This is a genomic window from Enterobacter sp. KB-221C9, from assembly GCF_041320715.1.
Classification (GTDB): domain Bacteria; phylum Pseudomonadota; class Gammaproteobacteria; order Enterobacterales; family Enterobacteriaceae; genus Enterobacter; species Enterobacter asburiae_D.
The window spans coordinates 142,643-156,596 of record NZ_JBGIWG010000002.1; the positions used below are offsets into that span (position 1 = coordinate 142,643).

At 53.9% G+C, this 13,954-nt stretch carries 12 protein-coding genes; 3 read left to right on the forward strand and 9 right to left on the reverse strand.

Annotation, left to right across the window (positions count from 1 at the left end):
• Nucleotides 1-79: 79 nt before the first annotated feature.
• Complete coding sequence (locus tag AB8846_RS02780) at nt 80-3,175, reverse strand: multidrug efflux RND transporter permease subunit (RefSeq protein ID WP_370731956.1); 3,096 nt, start codon at nt 3,173-3,175, stop codon at nt 80-82.
• Nucleotides 3,176-3,270: 95 nt separating this feature from the next.
• Nucleotides 3,271-3,681, reverse strand: a complete 411-nt coding sequence (locus AB8846_RS02785; protein WP_370731957.1) for a transporter — start codon at nt 3,679-3,681, stop codon at nt 3,271-3,273.
• A gap of 247 nt (nt 3,682-3,928) precedes the next feature.
• Between AB8846_RS02785 and AB8846_RS02790 the strand changes: the two genes are divergently transcribed.
• The gene (locus AB8846_RS02790; RefSeq protein ID WP_370731958.1) at nt 3,929-4,633 is read left to right on the forward strand and encodes a response regulator; all 705 of its coding nucleotides are present in this window, start codon (nt 3,929-3,931) and stop codon (nt 4,631-4,633) included.
• Complete coding sequence (locus tag AB8846_RS02795) at nt 4,630-5,694, forward strand: ATP-binding protein (protein WP_370731959.1); 1,065 nt, start codon at nt 4,630-4,632, stop codon at nt 5,692-5,694. Before AB8846_RS02790 ends, AB8846_RS02795 begins: the two co-directional genes overlap by 4 nt.
• Here the strand turns inward: AB8846_RS02795 and AB8846_RS02800 are convergent.
• The 7 genes from AB8846_RS02800 to pspF form a co-directional block, all read right to left on the reverse strand.
• Entirely contained in the window at nt 5,675-6,616 is a 942-nt protein-coding gene (locus AB8846_RS02800) for an ATP-grasp fold amidoligase family protein (protein ID WP_370731960.1), read from the reverse strand. The two genes, AB8846_RS02795 and AB8846_RS02800, sit on opposite strands and share 20 nt — an antisense overlap.
• 149 nt (nt 6,617-6,765) lie before the next feature.
• Nucleotides 6,766-7,572: a putrescine export ABC transporter ATP-binding protein SapF gene (gene sapF, locus AB8846_RS02805; protein ID WP_063145066.1), complete on the reverse strand. Its 807-nt coding sequence runs from the start codon at nt 7,570-7,572 to the stop codon at nt 6,766-6,768.
• Nucleotide 7,573: 1 nt separating this feature from the next.
• On the reverse strand, nt 7,574-8,566 hold the full coding sequence (sapD, locus tag AB8846_RS02810) for a putrescine export ABC transporter ATP-binding protein SapD (protein ID WP_008501228.1): 993 nt from the start codon (nt 8,564-8,566) through the stop codon (nt 7,574-7,576).
• Nucleotides 8,566-9,456, reverse strand: coding sequence for a putrescine export ABC transporter permease SapC (gene sapC / locus AB8846_RS02815; RefSeq protein WP_063145067.1), 891 nt, complete (start codon nt 9,454-9,456; stop codon nt 8,566-8,568). Before sapC ends, sapD begins: the two co-directional genes overlap by 1 nt.
• Nucleotides 9,443-10,408: a putrescine export ABC transporter permease SapB gene (gene sapB / locus AB8846_RS02820; RefSeq protein ID WP_063145068.1), complete on the reverse strand. Its 966-nt coding sequence runs from the start codon at nt 10,406-10,408 to the stop codon at nt 9,443-9,445. Before sapB ends, sapC begins: the two co-directional genes overlap by 14 nt.
• On the reverse strand, nt 10,405-12,045 hold the full coding sequence (gene sapA / locus AB8846_RS02825; RefSeq protein WP_370731961.1) for an ABC transporter substrate-binding protein SapA: 1,641 nt from the start codon (nt 12,043-12,045) through the stop codon (nt 10,405-10,407). The genes sapB and sapA overlap by 4 nt, the downstream gene beginning before the upstream one ends.
• Nucleotides 12,046-12,133: 88 nt before the next feature.
• On the reverse strand, nt 12,134-13,111 hold the full coding sequence (pspF, locus tag AB8846_RS02830) for a phage shock protein operon transcriptional activator (RefSeq protein ID WP_370731962.1): 978 nt from the start codon (nt 13,109-13,111) through the stop codon (nt 12,134-12,136).
• Nucleotides 13,112-13,277: 166 nt separating this feature from the next.
• Here pspF and pspA point away from each other — a divergent pair, with 166 nt between their 5' ends.
• The gene (gene pspA / locus AB8846_RS02835) at nt 13,278-13,946 is read left to right on the forward strand and encodes a phage shock protein PspA (protein ID WP_063145071.1); all 669 of its coding nucleotides are present in this window, start codon (nt 13,278-13,280) and stop codon (nt 13,944-13,946) included.
• Nucleotides 13,947-13,954: the final 8 nt, after the last annotated feature.

Sequence of the window (13,954 nt, forward strand, 5' to 3'; positions counted from 1 at the left end):
TCAGCATTCGTCCAGTATATCACCCGGCAACAGCTTCGCCTCATCCAACCAGAGAGGGAGCGCGATTCAGCCAGGGTATTCACGCTTTCCTGATGTGGTCGACAAAACGCGCAATGACGATAAAGAAAATCGGTACGAAGAAGATCGCGAGAAGCGTACCGCTAATCATGCCGCCAAATACGCCGGTACCGATGGCATGCTGCGTACTGTCGCTCGCACCGCTGGCCAGCATCAAGGGAACAACCCCTAAGGTGAAGGCTAACGACGTCATCAGAATGGGGCGCAGGCGCTGGCTGGCGGCGTGAACGGTTGCCGCCAGCAGGGGTTGCCCTTCGCGATGGAGCTGCCTGGCAAATTCAACAATCAAAATGGCGTTCTTGGCCGACAGGCCGATAAGCGTAATCAGGCCGACCTTGAAGAAAACGTCATTCGTCATACCGGCAACAGACACCGCTATCACCGCGCCGATAAGACCCAGCGGAACGACCAGCATGACCGCAAAAGGAATAGACCAGCTCTCATACAGGGCGGCGAGAACCATAAATACGACCAGTATCGACAGGACGATAAGGCCCGGAAGCTGAGATTCCGATTTTCGCTCCTGCAATGAACTCCCGGCCCACTCGCCCGCCATGCCCTGAGGTAAATCTCTGGACAAACTCTCCATAACCTTCATTGCGGTGCCGCTGGACTCTCCCGAGGCCGCATTTCCGGTAATGCGAAGAGCAGAATATCCCTGATAACGCGTCAACTGCTGCGGCGCAACGTTCCAGGAAAGCGTGGCAAACGTCGATACCGGTACCATCTGACCCATCCGGTTTTTCACAGATAATGTCAGTATCTGCTCAGGCTGCATTCGGTAGGGCGCATCGGCCTGAATGATCACCTGCTGAACGCGGCCGCTATTCGTATAGTCATTGACGTAATTTGAGCCCAGGGTGACGGAGAGCGTCTGGTTGATTTCATCAAATGAGACGCCCATCGCTTCCGCCTTTTCTCTGTCCACCTGGAGCGCAAGGCTTGTTCCTTCCGGAAGACCGTCTATATAGACGTCACTCAGTTCAGGACGCTGATTGGCTTGCAGGACCAGCGCGTCGGCAGCGCGCTTTAGCGCCTCGTAGCCCAGTCCCGCTCTGTCCTGCACGTACCAGGTGAACCCCGAGGAGGTGCCCATATCCGAAATGGCCGGCGGGAGCAGGCTCATCGTGACGGCATCAGAGACGTTCGCCATGCTGGCCTGTATATGGTCGGCTTCATCCTGAGCCGTTGAGCCCTGCCGGTTTTTCCAGTCCTTCAGCGTGGTGAAGGCCAAAGCCGAATTCGGCCCTGAACCTGAAAATCCAAACCCCAGGATCATAATGTTGCTTTCAATATCCGGCCGGGCCGCAATTTCCGCTTCAAACTTTTTAACCACGTTGAGGGTACGCTGCATCGTGGCGTCAGAAGGCAGCTGGATTGAGGACATAAAGTAGCCCTGATCTTCCTCCGGCAGAAAGGACGACGGTAACGAAGACAATCCCAAAAACAGCGCAGCACAAAGCGCAACGTACAGGAGCAGCATACGTCCGCTTCGCTTCAGAACGGCACCCAGCCTGGCTTCGTAACAGACGGTGAGCGAACGGAAGCGCGCGTTAAACCCGGTCGCGAACCTTCCACCTCCGCTATTTCCCGCTTTGTGCGGCTTGAGTAACGTTGCGCACAGGGCAGGCGTCAGCGTCAGGGCAAGAAACGCGGACAGCAGTATGGAGACCGCCATTGAAATACAAAATTGTCGGTAGATGATCCCGACGGATCCTTCAGCAAACCCCATAGGGATAAAGACGGCGGTTAGCACCAGCGTGATGCCTATAATCGCCGGAGTGATTTCCTGCATGGCTTGCCGCGTGGCGTCACGCGGGGACAGGCTTTTTTCCTCCATCAGACGTTCAACGTTTTCTACGACCACGATGGCATCATCAACGATAATCCCTATCGCCAGCACCATGCCGAACATCGTCAGAATATTGATGGAGTAGCCGCTCAATAGCATCACCGTGAAGGTGCCAAGAAGTGCGACGGGAGCAACAATCGCCGGGATAAGCGTACAGCGTATCTTGTGCAGAAACAGCAGCATAACCAGGAAGACGAGGACCATCGCTTCCACAAATGTCTGAACAACCTTCACGATAGAAAGTTTCACAAACGGCGCGGTATCGAAGGGAACCGTAAACGCCATTCCTTCCGGTAATACCTGGGAAAGCGCGTCGATGCGCGCGCGTACGCCTGAAGCCGTACTCATTGCGTTGGCGCCTGGCGAAAGCTGAATTGCCGCCGCCGTTGCGGGCGCGCCATTTTCGCGAATACCAAAGGCGTAGCTTTGCAGGCCAGATTCAATGCGTGCAATGTCGGACAATTTCAGGCGGGCGCCGGATGCGTCAGATTTCAGGGTGATATTCCTGAACGCCTCGACCGAGGAGAGCTGTCCCTTTACGGTGATGGGATACGTTACCCCTTGTCCTTCAGCTGCGGGCTCATCTCCCGTTTTACCGGGCGAAACCAGGGCATTTTGCTGGCCAACGGCGGTAAGAACATCGCTTACCGAAAGACCATAGCCGTGGAGCTTCAGTGGATCCAGCCAGATGCGCAGCGCTTTTTCGCCGCCAAACAGCTGAACTTTCCCTACGCCGGGCACGCGACGAAGCTCGTCACTGACGTTTCTGGCAAAATAGTCGCTTAAATCGGCTTCCTCAAATTGACCTGTCGTGGACTTCAGCCCCACCATCATTAAAAAGCCAGAATTAGCGGCCTCGACGTTAATGCCGTTTTGTCTTACCGCCTGAGGCAGACGAGGCTCGACGATCTTAATCTGATTCTGCAGGTCCATCTGCGCCAGCTTGATGTCCGTGCCCGGTTTAAACGTGACGGTGATCGATGCCGAACCGGTTGTGTCACTGGATGATTCGAAATAGAGCAAGTTATCGACTCCAGATATTTCGCGCTCTATTAACGACACCACCGACGTATTCATGATATCGGGGCTGGCCCCCGGGTAACTGACGGAAATAATGATTCCCGGCGGTGCCACTGCCGGATACTGCGCAACCGGTAAACGGGGAATAGACAGAATTCCCGCCAAAACGATAAAAAGCGCCACTACCCAGGCGAAAACGGGGCGTTCAATAAAAAAATGAGGCATTGAGTTATTTTTGTGCAAAAGAGTGAGGTAGAGAGTCTACCGCGTGCCTGTTTAGCGGACATGGGCGGTTTATGGAGGACGTGTGGAGCAACGGCTCAAATCATTCTCAGAATGAGGTACAGCGGTGCTCCGCCAAAAAATATAATCAAATAACACTCGTAGTAAAAGATCAGATCCTCGATATCGGGCATCGCGTTTAACAGCACGGTGAACGTAATAATGAGATAAACAAAAATCACTATTAGCCAGAAGGCGATAACAAGCAGCTCGGTCAACGCGCCAGCTTTATTCTGGATTATCAGAAAGACAACCGACAATGCGATACAGCCATAGATAATGGGTGAAGAGAGCAGCGTCGAGGCGACTTTTTCATCCATTCTATGCACCAGCACCAGCCAGGTATAAAGTAATCCCCACGACAGCATCAGAAACAGGGAATATATGCCCAGCTTTTTAGGAGAAAAATATTTAGAAAGTTCCATGTTCATTATTTCAGCCAGCTTCATAAAATCTTTAGGAAAAAGTGGTAATTTGTAACGCGCAATGCACAAAGGGTTATGCCTCAATAGCGATTTTGAACCGGGATTGTCGAGTCTTTATTGACTGAATGTGTAGGCTGTGTGGAGAAATAACCGGGAATTTAAATTAAGCGGGAAATTTTCGTGACCACGGCACTTTTTCCCGGAGGCTGTGTCTTATTGTGCTAAAGATATCTGATAGCGTGCTCAAAGGGATTTCACCCACGGAGATAAAATGCACAAAAATACGTTGATCCTTGTAGTTGAAGATGAAGACGAAATCGCCGATATACTGATGAGCTATTTAGAGCGTTCGGGAATGAAAGCGCTCAGAGCCAGGCAGGGCGAGCAGGCCATAACGCTCAATCGTCTGCATAAGCCGGATCTCATATTGCTGGACATTCACCTGCCCGTATGTGACGGCTGGAGCGTACTTACCACGCTTCGTCAGGAAAGTGCTGTTCCCGTCATTATGGTTTCCGCTCTCGATCAGGATGTCGATAAGCTTATGGGGCTGAGGCTGGGCGCGGATGATTACGTGATCAAACCCTTCAACCCTTCTGAGGTTGTCGCACGGGTTGAGGCGGTGCTGCGCAGGACAAAAACCGCGCTTCAGCAGGCGGGTTCCCTGCCGCTCAGAACGCCCTTTATTACGGTCTATCCGGATGATTTTTACGTAGAAGTCACCGTGGGCGAAGAGGTTATCTCCCCGGTATTAACGACGACCGAATTTAAATTACTTACCTGGCTGGTGCGTTATCCGCGAAAGGTCTGTTCCCGCGAAGAGTTACTCAACGCGTGTCTGCCGGAAGGTGACACGCTCGACAGAACGGTCGACAGCCATATGAGCAAGCTGCGTAAAAAACTGGAGCTTGCTGGCCTCTACGGTGTTCCCGAGAGCATCAGAGGCATGGGCTACCGGCTTGGGGAAAAGAAATGAACAAAGAGTCTGTCCTGAGTCGTCAGATCTTAACGTATATGCTGTTGCTGACGTTTACGATAATTGCCATTGCTATATTAGGCTCGTGGTTTTTTTACTCCTTTATTCTGGATCACCTCCCGGGCGGCCCTGCTGCGGGCGATGACGAGCAGATGACGATGTGGGACTGGGCATGGATTGGGACCGCGACTACGATCAGTATGATTATTGCCCTCTTTTTCACGGTCAAACTTTCATCGCGAATACTCACCCCGCTAAACGCGGTAGCGTCCAGCCTGAAAAAAATCTCTCAGGGCGAGCTGGACGCCAGGGCATTTTGTACCAGTTCCCGGCTGGGTGAAATCAATCACCTTGTGACGGATTTCAATGAAATGGCGGAAAAATTACAGACGCTGGATATTCAGAGGAAATCCTGGAATGCCGCTATTGCGCATGAGCTGAGAACCCCTGTCACGATTTTACGCGGAAGGCTTCAGGGGTTGGTTGACGGTGTTTTTACCCCGGACCCGGTTCTGTTTAATAATCTTCTCAAACAGACGGAAGGGTTAACCCGTCTGATTGAAGATCTCCGGGTTGTCAGTTCGGATGGCGGGGCGGGATACACGCTATACCAGTCCAGCACGGATCTAAAAGGGACAATACAGAATGCGCTCGATACCTTCATGCCTGAGTTCAACCGTAAGGCATTTACCGTCAATACAGAACTGAGGGAGCAGCAATGCGTATTCGATCCGTTACGCATCAATCAGTGTCTGACCGTTTTATTTGACAATGCCTTACACTATTCAACCTCGCGCAAACTCATCGTGAAAAATGGCATTTCTGATAAAGGCAATTATATCCTTATTCAGGACGGGGGACCGGGCATCCCCAGGGAGTTTCATGATTTCTTATTTCAGCCCTTTCAGCGCGATAATGGTGCCAGACATGTGAACCCGGAAGGCTGTGGTTTGGGCTTGTCGGTGGTAAAAGCCATTATGCTGGCTCATGGTGGCGATGTTACCTATACCTTATCGACGCAAAACCACTCGATATTTAAACTCACCTGGCCCGACGCGTGAGTTTCAGCGGCAGGTCAAATGCGCCTGCTGGCGATAAATGCCATATTTTTCCTAACGTAGCATCCCATTCCAGCGGGGTAATCTTCAGTTTACCGCGTCTCGGGCTTAGGGTTATTTCGCTGAAATAGATTTCATCTTTTTTTAGCATAAGGTCAACGCGGCAGTAGTCAATTCCATCCGCCAGCTCCTGGGAGGCCAACAATGCCTGTCGGAACAGAACCGGTTCGCCTGGATTTGCTGAAGTATTGGGATATTCCATCTGGAAGGGTTGTAAGTTCCAGTACCTGTCATAAACGTTGATAAAACCTTTTCCGTTATCATCCGTAAAATCCGCTTCAACATAGTGGGCAACGCCGTGAAAGCAATGGATCCTCAGCATTTCGGGCGTTGTATTCCTGTCAGCATCATCGAAGAGATCGATAAACGGCTCGCAAAGTATACTCGGCGAAATGTTTTTGTACTGCCATTCGCGCGTGGTGTAGTACAAATTTTTCCTTAACGCGAGGCTCAGCTTTTTACATGCTTCCCTGACATTAAATTGCGCTTTGTTTGTACATATTATTGTGCTGCCACTGTCATGATTGCACTTAAGGACGAATTTGTCAGGGAGTACGGAAAAATCAATCTGCGATGCCCTGTTATAAACACCAATTAATGGCACCGTTTTCACGCGATTTGTTCTGGAGGAAACGTACGCCCGAACGGCGAGCTTATCGGCGAGCATCGTGTAGAGGTTATTATGATCATAGAGCAGACGATGGCATATTTTTTCACTCAACGTCGTGGGTGATTGAATATCAGGGGTTTTCCCGGACGCTTTCTTCAGCCTTACAGTATGAAAGTGCAGGTCCGTCATTAAATATGAACGGCATTTTCTGATGAGATACTCTGTATATTTGAGAACGTAAGTGGCGGTGTTCATTTCTTCTCCTCCGTAATGTCCGGATATTCTGGAGAAGAACTGTTGATGTATTTTGCTGAGAATATGGAGCAGGAGTGGAGATGAAAAACTTAAAGGATTAAATAGCGTGTAAAAGCTATTTAATCCTTATTGAACAGTGCAACGCTTGTTTAACGGTCTTTACGCCACGCATCGGCGGTCAATGCTTCACCGAAATGACCCGCTATCAGTCGTTTTGTCAGCTCATGAAGCGGGGAGGCCATCACATCCGCCGTGCTGCCGCGCTCGACAACTTCTCCCTGGTGCATGACCATCACCTGATCGCTAATGTGCTTCATCATTCCCAGATGTTGGGTGACGTAGATATACGAGATCCCCTGTTTTTCCTGCAATTCCAGCATCAGGTTAATCAGCTGCGAGCGCATCGACATATCCAGCGAGGCAAGCGCTTCATCCGCAATGATCACTTTTGGCCGCAAAATCAATGCGCGCGCCAGACCCAGGCGCTGTTTCTGGCCGGGGGCCAGCATATGCGGGTAGTAGCTTTCGTGATCCGGTAACAGCCCAACCATACGCAGGGTTTCAAATACGCGCTTACGGCGCGCCTCCGGCTCCAGGTCGGTGTTCAGACGCAGCGGAAAATCGAGGATCTGCGAAATGCGCTGGCGTGGATTAAGCGAGGTGGACGGATCCTGGAAGATCATGCGGATGCGCTGGCTGCGGAAAGAGTAATCGCCGAACGTCAGAGGATGATCGTCAATTAACACTTCGCCTGCAGTCGGTTCAACCATGCCGGCGAGCATTTTCGCCAGGGTGGATTTCCCGGAACCGTTCTCGCCGATGATCGCCAGGGTCTGTTTTTCACGCAGCGTAAAGCTCAGCGGTTTCACCGCCTCGACAGTTTGACGATGAAACAGCCCCGTACGGTAGCGAAAGGTCTTACTCAGGTTGCGAACTTCCAGTAAGGTTTCGACCATTTCACTCTCTCTCCATGTTCAGCGGGAAATGACAGGCGTAAAGATGATTTTTGGCCCCGGTCAGGCGTGGCGTCTCAATACATTTACGCTGAGCATAGGGGCACCGCGGCCCCAGACGACAGCCTATCGGCAGTGATTCCAGCAGCGGAATCGCCCCCGGCAGGGTATTCAGGCGGCTTTTATGCGGCATGGCGCTGCCAAAATCCGGAATGGCGCGGATAAGCGCCTGCGTGTATGGATGATGCGGCGCGGTGATCAGATCTTCACTCGGCGCAGTTTCGACCGTTTGCCCGCAGTACATCACGTCAATTTTATCCGCCCATTTGCTGAGCATTTGCAGGTCATGGCTGATCAGCAAAATGGTGGTGTTGTTATTTTGGTTGAGACGCGACAGCAGGCGGAAAATTTGCGCCTGCGTGGTGGGTTCCATCGCGTTGGTGGGCTCATCCGCAATCAGCAAACGCGGCTGATTTGCCAGCGCGATGGCAATCATCACTTTCTGGCATTCGCCGTCGGTCAGCTCGTAAGGGAAGCTGCGCATCGCATCTTTGTGATCTTTGATCCCGACGCGGTGTAAAAGCTCGATGGCGCGACGCTTACGCCAGCCAACGCGTTGCCACCAGCGGCCTTTATAGGTCCACCCGGGAATGTTCTGCATGAGCTGTTTACCCACGCGCTCGGACGGGTCGAGACAGGACTGCGGCTCCTGGAAAATCATCGAGACGTTATGCCCGACCAGCTTGCGCCGTTCGCGGGGGGAGAGGCGCAGCAGATCGATATCATCAAAACGCATACGGTCTGCCGTCACGCGCCAGTTGTCTTTCGCCACGCCGCAGATAGCCTTGGCTATCAGACTTTTGCCTGAGCCGGATTCACCTACCAGCCCGCGAATTTCACCCTCCGCGAGGGTAATACTGATGCGATCGACGGCTTTAACCCAGCCTTCACCGGTTTTGAATTCGATGGTGAGGTTGCGAATATCAAGAAGCGGCATTATTGCACCCCCGCGTTGATTGCACGGCGAATACCGTCGCCCAGCAGGTTGACGAGCAGCACGCTCACCATAATGGCCGCACCAGGCAGCATGACCGTCCACGGAGCCACGTAGATGAGTTCCAGCGCGTCGCCGAGCATCGCGCCCCATTCGGGCGACGGCAGCTGCGCGCCGAGGTCGAGGAAGCCGAGCGCCGCGATGTCCAGGATCGCCATCGACAGGGCGCGGGTGATCTCAGTGACCAGCCCGGCGGCGATGTTTGGCAGCACGGCAAACCACAGAATGTTGAAGGTCGTCGCGCCGTCCAGACGCGCTGCAACGACGTACTCTTTTTCCAGCTCATCATGCACCATGCTGTAAACCGAGCGCACGATGCGGGGCAGGATAGCCAGCCAGACGGCGAACATGGCATGCGACAGATGCGGACCGGCAAAGGCAACAACAATGATCGCCAGCAGCAGAGACGGAATCGACAGCAGCGTATCCAGAATGTGGTTAAGCACCGCCGAACGCAGGCCATGCGTAGATCCCGCAAAAATACCGAGCGCCAGCCCACAGATCGTTGCCGCGAGCGTCACCACAAATGCGCCGCCCACCGTCGGGGCAGCACCGCTCAGCAGGCGGCTCAACACGTCACGTCCGAGGTCGTCCGTTCCCAGGAAGAAAGAGACTTCGCCGTAGCGCGACCAGGACGGCGGCAGCAGCTGATAGCCAAGGAACTGCTGGTCGATGCCATACGGCGCAAACCACGAGCCAAAGACGCAAAGCAACGCCAGGCCGGCACAGCCGTAAAGGCCGATCATTGCCGTGGTATCACCATAGAATTTACGCCACACGGTGCGCAGCACACCAGGCGTGCGCTTTTCACTGTATACGCTATCGTAAGGCATACCATTCCTTATGCTTCAATGGGTTGGCCATGGCACCCAGAATATCGGACAACACGTTAACAATAATGACCAGTGAACCAATCACCATCACACCCGCAGAAATAGCGGCGTAGTCCTGCTGGCGGATGGCGTTAATCAGCCATCGCCCCAGGCCTGGCCAGCTAAAGACCATCTCGGTGATCATTGCCAGCGTCAGCATGGTGGAAAACTGTAATCCCAGACGCGGAATAACCGGCGGCAGCGCATTGTGCAGGACGTTGCGGCGCAGTATGGTCAGGCGTGACAACCCGCGCGTGGCGGCGGCTTTGACGTAGTTCTGGTCAAATACCTCAATAGTGCTCAGGCGCATCAGGCGGATCACTTCGGTCGTTGGCGCAACCGCCAGCGTCAGCACCGGCAATACCATATGGCGCAGGGCGCTGACGATCATCTCATGGCGCCACATCGAGTCGGACAGCCACGCGTCGATGATGGCAAAACCCGTCACCGTTTTAACCGTATAGAGCAGGTCAAAACGACCCGAAACCGGCAGCCAGCCCATCGTCAGCGAGAAGAAAAGCGTCAGCAGCAGCGCCAGCCAGAAAACCGGGATTGAAAAGCCGAGCAGGGCGAGGGCGCTGATAAACTTATCCTGCCATTTATTGCGATAGATCCCGGCCAGCATGCCCACAGGAATGCCAACCATCAGGGCAAAGCCGAAGGCCAGAATGCACAGCTCCATCGTGGCCGGGAACACCTCTTTCAGCTGCTCGGAAATGAGCTGCCCGTTAATGCTGGACACGCCGAAATCCCAGTGCAGCAGCCCGTTAAACCAGAAGAGCCAGGCATCCCATAGCGACGACCCCTGGAGCGGGGCGTGGGGCGTGAAATAGCTCAGGCTGAAGCCGACAAAGTTCAGGAAAAAGAGCGTCACCAGCAGCAAAAGGAGCCGACGTAAGGTAAAAATAATCATGGTTTTTTCACCTCTTGTTCTTTTTCACGCGACACGCCGGCGAACGAGGCGTTGCCAAACGGACTCAGCACCAGACCTTTAATATCATAACGATAGGCCTGAAGACGCAGGGAAGAGGCCAGCGGCAGCACCGGCAGTTCCTGGGCAAGGATCTTCTGCGCTTCATCATAGGCGTCAATACGCGAGGCCAGCTGCTGGGAAGCCAGCGCTTTTTGCAGCACGGCGTCAAACTCCCGGTTACACCAGTGGGCGTAGTTGGTCTGCGAGTTTATCGCCGCACAGCTCAGCAGCGGCCGGAAGAAGCTGTCCGGATCGTTACTGTCGGTCGCCCAGCCGGTCAGGGTTAAATCATGATTCATGTCCATCAGGCGCGCCTCCTGGAAACGGCCCTCAACCGGTACGATGATCACTTTGACGCCCACCTGCGCCATATCCGCCTGCAGCAGTTCGGCGGTCTTGAGCGGGCTCGGGTTCCACGCCTGGGAACTGGTTGGCACCCAAAGCTGCAGCGTGAGGTTTTCCGCCCCCAGCGCTTTAAGCTGTTCACGCGCTTTTGCCGGATTGTATTCCGTAATTTTAGCTTCACCGTCATAGGCCCACGAGGCGCGCGGTAAAATTGAGGCGGCGGTCTCCGCCGTGCCGTAGTAGATCGACTGCATCAAACGCTGGTTGTTAATCGCCAGCGCCAGAGCGTGGCGCACGGCAGGGTTATTCAACGGCGGCTTATCCGTGTTAAAGGCCAGATAAGCGATATTCATGCCGGGGCGTAACGTCAGGCGCAGACGCGGATCGTCGCGCAAAATGGTGAGCTGGCTGGCAGCGGGCCAGGCGAGCACGTCGCATTCCCCGGTGAGCAGTTTCGACAGACGTCCTGTTCCGCCAGAGCCGAGATCGACAACCACCTGCGGCATCAGCGGGGTGCCGCGCCAGAAATGCTCATGGCGCTGCAGACGAATATATTGCCCGGCGCGGTATTCGGCCAGCTGGAAGGGACCGGTGCCGACCGGCTGACGATCGATTAACTCCTGACGATCCTTTTTCGTCAGGTTTGCCGCGTACTCAGCGGACATGACTGACGCATAGTGAGTCGCCAGGTGCCAGAGGAAGGAGGCATCCGGGCGCGTCAGCGTAAATTCGACCGTCCGGTTATCCAGCTTACGCACGCTTTTGACGGTGTCGGCAAACTGCAGGCTGTCGAAATAGGGGAAGTTGCTGCCGTTAACGTTATGCCAAGGATGGTTGCGGTTAAAGATACGCTGGAAGGTGAAGACGACGTCATCCGCGTTCAGCTTGCGCGTGGGGGTAAACCACGGTGTACGCTGAAATGCGACGTCATTGCGTAGGTGAAAACGGTAGGTTGCGCCGTTATCCAGCACTTCCCAGCTTTCCGCAAGCTCAGGCACCAGACGGTAGGTGTATGGGTCAACATCAAGCAGACGGTCGTAAAGCTGCGCGGCCAGGGTATCCACGATCAGGCCGCTGCCCGCTTTTTGCGGGTTGAAGGTATCCACCTGGCCGCTTACGCAATAGACGAAGCCGCTGTCACGAATGTCAGGCTGTGGAGTTTGCCCGGGCGCAGCAAAAGCCAGGCTGCTAAACAGACCGAGTGCAAAAAAGGACGATAAAACCAGACGCATAATTTTTAAGGTTTTTAGGTTCGATCTGCAAAGTGTATCGCACTTACGCCTGCTTCGTAAAAATGTCTGCGGGTAAGTGCTGATATTGTCAGCGCATTTGATGCTTTTTGAGCAATGCCCTTAACTGATGGTAGGTCAGCCCCAGCAGTTCAGCCGCCCGTTTCTGGTTATATTTCGCCGCCTTCAGGCTTTGTTCCAGCAGCTGTTTCTCCTGGTCGTTCTGGAACTGGCGTAAATCAAGGGGGAGAGAGGGGACATCGCCTGAGGACGGCGGTGCGGACAGCGGCGATGCACTGCGCTGAAAAGGATCGATAATGATGTTGTCCAGCTCCGTCTCGCTGCTGCCGTGACGATAGACGGAACGTTCCACGACGTTTTTCAGTTCACGGATATTTCCCGGCCAGTGGTAAGCAAGCAGCGTCTCCTGCGCATAATCGCTGAAGCCGGGGAACAGCGGCAGCCCGAGCTCGCGGCACATCTGAATCGCAAACTGGTCTGCCAGCAGCATGATGTCGCTTTTGCGCTCGCGCAGCGGAGGAAGCTGAACGACGTCAAAGGCCAGGCGGTCAAGCAGGTCGGCACGGAATTTCTCCTCCGCCACCATCTCCGGCAGGTTGGCGTTCGTGGCGCACACCAGGCGCACGTTAACCTGCAGCGGCTGGCTACCGCCGACGCGTTCCAGCTCACCGTACTCAATCACGCGCAGCAGTTTTTCCTGCACCAGCATGGGGGCGGTGGCCAGTTCATCAAGAAACAGCGTACCGCCGTCGGCGCGCTCAAAGCGTCCGGGGTGGCGTTTCTGGGCACCGGTAAACGCACCCGCTTCATGGCCGAAGAGCTCGGTGTCGAGCAGGTTTTCATTCAGCGCCGCGCAGTTAAGGGAAATGAAGGGGCCATCCCAGCGCCCGGATAAATAATGCAGACGGTTGGCTATCAGCTCCTTCCCCGTTCCGCGTTCACCGACGATCAGCACCGGTTTATCGAGCGGCGCCAGGCGAGAGACCTGTTCCAGCACTTCCAGAAAACTGTTTGCTTCACCGAGTAAATTGTCTTTGTATCCAGGCATGATGAAATTAACCACTCCTTAGCGATATTCACCAGGTAAGAGTAGTGCTTCACTGCATGAAAATCAATCAGTCTCTGTTAAATCAATAAGATAAAAAGTTGGCATGATGTTTGTATTATCTGTACAGCAGGGCATAGCCCGATAACAGAACTATGAGGATTAGATTATGGGTATTTTTTCTCGTTTTGCCGACATCGTGAACGCCAACATCAACTCACTGCTTGAGAAAGCGGAAGATCCGCAGAAGCTGGTACGTCTGATGATTCAGGAGATGGAAGACACGCTGGTGGAAGTGCGTTCTACCTCCGCCCGCGCGCTGGCGGAGAAAAAACAGCTTTCGCGTCGTATTGAACAAGCTACCGCTCAGCTGAACGAATGGCAGGAAAAAGCGGAACTTGCGCTGCGCAAGGACAAAGAGGATCTGGCCCGTGCGGCGCTGATCGAAAAACAGAAGCTGGCCGATATGGTCGCTACGCTCGAGCATGAAGTGACGCTGGTGGATGACACGCTCACCCGTATGAAGAAAGAGATTGGTGAGCTTGAAAACAAACTGAGCGAAACCCGCGCGCGTCAGCAGGCGCTGACCCTGCGTCACCAGGCGGCTAGCTCTTCCCGCGACGTGCGTCGTCAGCTGGACAGCGGTAAGCTTGATGAAGCGATGGCGCGTTTTGAATCGTTTGAACGTCGCATCGACCATATGGAAGCCGAAGCCGAAAGCCACGGCATCGGTAAGCAGAAGTCGCTGGATCAACAGTTTGCCGATCTTAAGGCCGATGATGAAATCAGCGAACAGCTGGCGGCACTGAAAGCCAAAATGAAGCAAGACAACCAATAATAATTCCT